A 5,396-nucleotide genomic window follows, 5' to 3' on the forward strand; every position below is an offset into this window, starting at 1 on the left:
CTCCGTGCCCACAGGCCGTGCGGCGCGAAGGTACCGGTCTCGAAACCGAACCAGTTCACACCGGTCAGGGTCACCTTGCGACCCTCGGAGTCCACGATGTCGCTCTTCTGCGTCGACAGGGCACCCTCGGCGACGCCATTCTGCGGGCTGCTGGAGGCCACGTTATCCAGCGAGAAAGACGGCCCGTCATTCATCGAGAAAGCGGTCGCGGTTCCACCCACGGCGGCTGCCGCAACGACCGCTGCCGCGATACCCATCTTCACTCGGTTCGAGCGCACGTTTCGCTTCTTCTCCTCTGCCTTGGTAGCGGTCGGGACGTTGTGGTTTTCCATGGGGGAATTCATTCGGTAAGACTCCTGAGAAGGTCGGGGACGGCGGTCTTCAGGACGATTCGGGTGGTATTCGGACGTGATTCCGGACACTCCCAATCGGGATTGGAGGCGGCGGTCAGTCGGAGGAGCAGCGCCCTCGGCAGAAGCTCTCTCAGCGCGTGGACCAGCTGTTTCGCCTGCCGGCTCGCCTTGTCCACGTCGATGAGCACCACATCCGGCTGCAGGCGACGGGCCAGAGAAATTGCTTCATCGGCCGTGCTCGCAATTCCGGAGAGCTCTAGTCCGGGCTCCTCTGCCACGAGGTCGGCGAGAGCATCCAAAACCTGTGGATGATGCTCCACGACGAGAACTCTGTGCATAGGCGGAGGGCTCCTTCGGGGCGGCTGCTGTCACTCGAAAACATTAGGTAGAAGCAGGCCTCGAATCGCCGTACACGTGATCGAAATCCCGGCACACCAATTGAATGAGGTGCGCACACACCAATCGGCCGAATTCCGTCTACTTCAATTGAGGTAGAGGAATTCGGCCGATTTAGGACATATGCATATGAGCCGGTGTGGGAGTGTGGCGCCCGCCGGGGGTCGGCGCGGGGGAGGGTGGCGGTGGGCGCGGCGGATCAGTCGGCAGGGCGGCGGGCGTGTCCGGCGCGAGCGCTCGCGGCCGCGGCGCAGCCGCCGTCCACCTGGCCGGATGCTTCATTCACAGGGACCCCGGCGGGCCGTCGCACGCGCTGGGGTTAAGAGCGTCTTAAGAGATCTTTATGCAAGGAACCTGGCGAAAGAATCCCAGCTCAAAGCGGCTTTGTCACGTTGTGCTGACCATTGGCTCCATAGGGTGCCCTGCGTAGGATCGGGGCCCGTCCGCGAAGGTCGTCGCGAGGTGAGAGCACTCTCGCTCGCACGTACGCCGGACGCAGACCCCCCACCTCACAGAACAGGCACCCACGACCATGGCTGCTCACCGCGCACGCCGATTGTCGCTCGGCGGACTCGGACTCCTGCTCGCCGCCGCGTTCGCCACCGCGCTCCTGGTGTCGACGACAGGCCCCGTCGCCTCGCGGGCGCACGCCGCGATCGGTGCGCAGACCTGGTCCGATGAGTTCGAAGGTCCCGCCGGAACCGCGCCGGATGCCACGAAGTGGACCCTTGAGACCGGGGGTTCGGGGAATGGCAACCACGAGTTGCAGTACTACACGAACCGCACCAGCAACGCCTCGCTCGACGGACAGGGGCATCTGGTCATCACCGCTCGAAGGAACACCGACCCCGGCCTCAACTGCTGGTACGGGCCGTGCCAATACACCTCGGCGCGGCTGAACACGGCCAGATCCTTCACTCAGGCCTACGGCCACTTCGAAGCTCGTATCAAGATCCCGCGCGGTCAAGGTGTGTGGCCCGCCTTCTGGATGCTGGGCGACGACATCGGCAGCGTCGGCTGGCCCAACAACGGCGAAATCGACGTCATGGAGAACGTCGGCAAGGAGCCCGGAACCGTCCACGGCACCATCCACGGCCCCGGCTACTCCGGATCCGGCGGCCTCGGCGCCGCATACACCCTCCCCGGCGGCAAGGCCTTCGCGGACGACTTTCACGTCTTCGCCGTCGACTGGAGCCCAAACTCGATCACTTGGTCGGTGGACGGCACAGCCTACGAGACCCGTACGCCTGCGGACGCCGGCAGCAACAAGTGGGTCTTCGACCACCCGTTCTTCATCATTCTCAACCTGGCCATCGGGGGCGACTGGCCCGGCAGCCCGGACGCGTCCACGTCCTTCCCGCAGACCATGACCGTCGACTATGTCCGCACCTCGGCCTGGAACTCCGGTTCGGACAAGAGCGGCGCGATCAAGGGGATCGGTGGTATGTGTGCCGACGTAGCCGGCGGATCGAACGCCGATGGGACCCCGATCCAGCTGCACAACTGCACCGGCAGTGCGGCCCAGCAGTGGAGGACCGCCAGCGACGGCACCGTACGCGCCCTGGGGAAGTGCCTGGACGTCGCGGGCGGCTCCACGGCCGACGGGGCAACCGTCCAGCTCTACACCTGCAACGGCACCAAGGCCCAGCAGTGGACGTACACCGCCGCCCATGACCTCACCAACACCGGCGCGAACAAGTGCCTGGACGCCAAGGACAACTCCTCGGCGGATGGCACTCGGCTGCAGATCTGGTCGTGCACCGGCGGCGCCAACCAGAAGTGGACCATCAGCTGATCCCGAGCCGCGGCCTGTGTCCCTGCGTGGGCAAGCGCATCAGCCTGGATACAGGTCATGGGTTTGCTGGTCACCCGGTAGCGGCCGTTGGGCACATGAGCGGTGCCGGTGATATGCACGGTGAGTGGGCGGGCCCACTCGTATCCGCGTCTCTCGCCATGACGCAGCAGTGAGTCTGTCAGCTCTTGCCCCACGCGGGTCGCTGTACGGGGTCAGTTCTTCATACCCGTCGTCGGCAAGCTCGACGGTGTAGACATTGGGGCGACGACACAGCTGTGGCTGCACACCACCGCGTGATGGTCGCATTCGCGCCGTAGAGCATCGAGCAGCTGTATCGGCTCTGCTGCCGAACGCCTTGGCGAGTAGAGAAAGGCGCCCCCTGCGTGCTCGGCGGCACGCAGGGGGCGCCCCTTCTCTTCGGCCGGCGTCGTCCCGCGCGCCGGCCTGTTACAGGCTCAGCCGGTGGCCGTCGCCCTCCGTCCAGCTGTGCGTCGGGGAAGTGCCGTGGGCCAGTTGGCCAGCGCCGCGGTGGCGCCGTACCAGGTCGCCACACCTGCCACCACGGCTACCCAGCCGCCGATCCTGGCCAGGCCGCTGCTGTCCGCGAAGGACGCGATGGCGAGCAGCAACAGGGATACGAAGAGCAGCCCGTAGGTGGTCCTGCCGCCGAGCAGCCCGCCGCCCTTGGTGCCGGCTGTCAGGCTCAGTGCGAGGAGCGCCCACAGCAGCAGGAAGAGTCCGGCTGCGTTGGCGGAGACCTTGCCGTCGGCCGCGTTCGCCCAGGTGAACCAGAACGCCCCGAGGCCCGCGAACGCGGTGCCGTCATAGGAGTTGTTGCCACGGAAGGCGAAGAGGCCGGCGACGAACAGGGCTATGCCGCCTATGAACAGGGCGATCGACGCGGAGTCGGCCGCGCTTACGCCGTTGACGACGCCCGTGGTGCCGATGCCGAACGCCAGCAGGGTCAGTCCGAGCGCGAGGTGGCCGAGGGTCGAGGTGGTGCTTCCCGCAGAGACTTCGTTGTCCACGGCGGGCTCCCTTCATGCAATGTTCTGTTGTGCTGCATCCCAGCCACCCATATGTACCCTTCACAAGGGCACAATCCACCTGTACGCGCGGGTAGATTCGTCGACTTCGCAAGCTGAGGGCGGGTCCCTTGGCGTCGTGGTTTGTGTGGAGGCAGCAGCGTGGGCGAACAGCCGAGGAGGTCTCGCGATACAGGGAAGGCAGACCACAGCTCCAGGGCGGCACCGATCACATCGCCCACAGACTGAAAAACGCGTGGGACTGACTGTACGTCAGGTAGCTGCGGTCTTCGGGTCGAGATCGTGGGCAGTGGCAGGACCCACAGCGAACGTCAGAACTCGAACGGGTCGAGGTGGATCTGACGGCGCGGCACCCGCAGCTGTCGCAGGGTGCTCACCGTGGCGGAGATCAGAGCGGGCGGTCCGCACAGGTACACATCCCGGCGGGACAGACCCGGCACCAGCTCTGCCATGCCTTCCGGGCTGAACACCCATTGCGGCTCGGGGTCGTCGCGGGAGCCGAGGACGTAATGGATCTGAAGGTCGCGGTGACGAGCGAAGTGGTCGAGTTCGCTGCGGAAGACGATGTCCTCGGCGCTGCCCGCTCGATAGATCATGACGGTGCGGGGCGGCATCTGTTCGAGCAGGGCACGTACGGGTGATATGCCGCTGCCGCCGGCGATCAGCAGGGCTTGGCGGCGTAGGCGCCGGTCGGCGGTGAAGGCCCCGAACGGGCCTTCGGCGATCACTCGGGTGCCAGGCTCCAGGGAGCGCAGGTGGGTGGTGTGGTCACCAACCGTCCGGACAGTCAGCCGGAGCCACTTCTCGTTGGGGGCGCTGGACAGGGAGAACGGGTGGGACTGCCACCAGCCTTCACGGGTGAGGAAGCGCCAGCGGAAGAACTGTCCGGCGCGGGCGTCCAGCTTGTGCAACTGCCGGCCGCGCAGGTAGACGGAGAACATCCCCTGGGACTCGGGAGCCACGGCGGCCACCCGCAGCCGGTGGCGGTAGTTCAGCATGACGGGTTGGATGACACGCCCCCAGAGCAGGGCACCGATCACCAGCACGTACAGACCGGTCCAATAGCCTTGTGCCACGGGTGACTGGAGGTCCGAGCCGAGGTTGAACTGGTGGCCGTAGGCCAGCAGCAACACCAGGTAGGCGGACAGGTGCAGCAGGTGCCACACCTCGTACCGCATGCGGCGGCGTATGGCCCGGATCGCCAGGGCGGCGATCGCAACCAGGATGCCGGTGGCGGCGAACGCACCGGCCATATTCTCCGTGGCGGTCAGCAGGGTCCAGGCCTCGGCCGCGGCGGAGGTCTGCGCGGACAGCGCGTATCCGTAAATGACGAACACGGCATGGGCCAGGATCGCGACCAGCGCGGACGGGCCCAGCCGCCGGTGCCAGGTCATCAGGTCGTGCGCCCCTGCCCAGTTCTCGAGCCAGCTGATGCGGCTCGTGATCAGCACCTGGACCAGCAGGATGAATCCGCCGGCCAGGCCCGTGGCGCGGCCGATGGCGCTGAGCTCGGCGCCCGGTCCGGTGAGCTGACCGGCCGGGGTGTTGAACCACCACAGCGCGACGCTGGCGGTCAGCATCACCCAGAACCCGGTCAGCACCAGCAGCCGGTGGCCCGTCCCACGGTCTGCAGCCGGAACCGGTGCCGGCCAGGAGTCCGCGCCGAGCGCGGCGGGGCCTTCCAGGGGCGGCGGGTCCGGCTGAGGAAACGAGCCGGCGTTCAGGTTGACATCCGGGGCCGAGTGCCGGGCCCGGCGCAGGAGGCTCCTGCGCGGGCCCGCGTGGTGCCGGCACCGCGCGGCGCCG

At 67.0% G+C, this 5,396-nt stretch carries 4 protein-coding genes and 1 pseudogene; 1 reads left to right on the forward strand and 4 read right to left on the reverse strand.

Annotated features, from left to right (window positions below; translation table 11 throughout):
* A pseudogene (locus ACY34J_RS28685) lies at nt 1–344 on the reverse strand (glycoside hydrolase family 5 protein); the annotation flags it as partial.
* Nucleotides 341–691: a response regulator transcription factor gene (locus tag ACY34J_RS28690; protein WP_462725481.1), complete on the reverse strand. Its 351-nt coding sequence runs from the start codon at nt 689–691 to the stop codon at nt 341–343. The gene ACY34J_RS28690 and the pseudogene ACY34J_RS28685, both read right to left, overlap by 4 nt.
* Before the next feature lie 590 nt (nt 692–1,281).
* Here ACY34J_RS28690 and ACY34J_RS28695 point away from each other — a divergent pair.
* Complete coding sequence (locus ACY34J_RS28695; protein ID WP_462725480.1) at nt 1,282–2,544, forward strand: family 16 glycosylhydrolase; 1,263 nt, start codon at nt 1,282–1,284, stop codon at nt 2,542–2,544.
* A gap of 455 nt (nt 2,545–2,999) precedes the next feature.
* On the opposite strand, the gene ACY34J_RS28700 is transcribed toward ACY34J_RS28695, so the two are convergent.
* On the reverse strand, nt 3,000–3,572 hold the full coding sequence (locus tag ACY34J_RS28700) for an acetate uptake transporter (protein WP_462725479.1): 573 nt from the start codon (nt 3,570–3,572) through the stop codon (nt 3,000–3,002).
* A gap of 329 nt (nt 3,573–3,901) precedes the next feature.
* Nucleotides 3,902–5,396 (reverse strand): ferredoxin reductase family protein (locus ACY34J_RS28705; RefSeq protein ID WP_462761994.1); only part of this gene is annotated, 1,495 nt, incomplete at its 5' end.

Source organism: Streptomyces sp. HSS9-12 (assembly GCF_054963655.1).